Here is an 857-nt window from a genome sequence, read left to right on the forward strand (position 1 = left end):
GCGATGTCAGCTCGATCAAGGTGACACCCACCGTCAGCGACGCCAATGCGACGGTGACAGTCAACAGCACGACCGTCGCATCGGGCGCGGCCTCCGGCAATCTCAGCCTCGACGTCGGCGACAACACGATCACCGTCGAGGTCACCGCCGAAGACGGCGTGACGACCGAGACCTATACGGTCACCGTCACGCGAGCTGAAGCGGACTCCACCGACGCGACGCTGACCAGCCTGTCGCTGTCGTCCGGATCGCTGTCGCCGAGCTTCTCGAGCGCCATCCACAGCTATACGGCCTATGTCGACAATGATGTCAGCTCGATCAAGGTGACGCCTGTCGTCAACGACGCCAACGCCACGGTGACGGTGAACGGCTCGACCGTCGCTTCGGGCTCGGCCTCCGGCAATCTCAGCCTCGATGTCGGCGACAATACGATCACCGTCGTGGTCACCGCCGAGGACGGCGTGACGACCGAGACCTATACGGTCACCGTCACCCGGGCTGAAGCGGACTCCACGGACGCGACGCTGACCAGCCTGTCGCTGTCCTCCGGATCGCTGTCGCCGAGCTTCTCGAGCGCCATCCACAGCTATACGGCCTCTGTTGACAATGATGTCAGCTCGATCAAGGTGACGCCCGTGGTCAGCGACGCCAACGCCACGGTGACGGTGAACGGCTCGACCGTCGCTTCGGGCTCGGCCTCCGGCAATCTCAGCCTCGACGTGGGCGACAACACCATCACCGTCGAAGTCACCGCCGAGGACGGCGTGACGACCGGGACCTATACGGTCACCGTCACCCGGGCTGAAGCGGACTCCAGCGATGCGACGCTGACCAGCCTGTCGCTGTCGTCCGGATCG

General features: G+C 64.8%; 1 protein-coding gene. It reads left to right on the top strand.

Annotated elements, in window-relative coordinates; genetic code table 11:
- The coding region (locus E8Q41_RS22695) for a cadherin-like beta sandwich domain-containing protein (protein ID WP_205910414.1) at positions 1–857 on the top strand (857 nt) is incomplete at both ends.

The organism is Rhizobium sp. FKL33 (assembly GCF_005222915.1).
Lineage (GTDB): Bacteria > Pseudomonadota > Alphaproteobacteria > Rhizobiales > Rhizobiaceae > Rhizobium_E.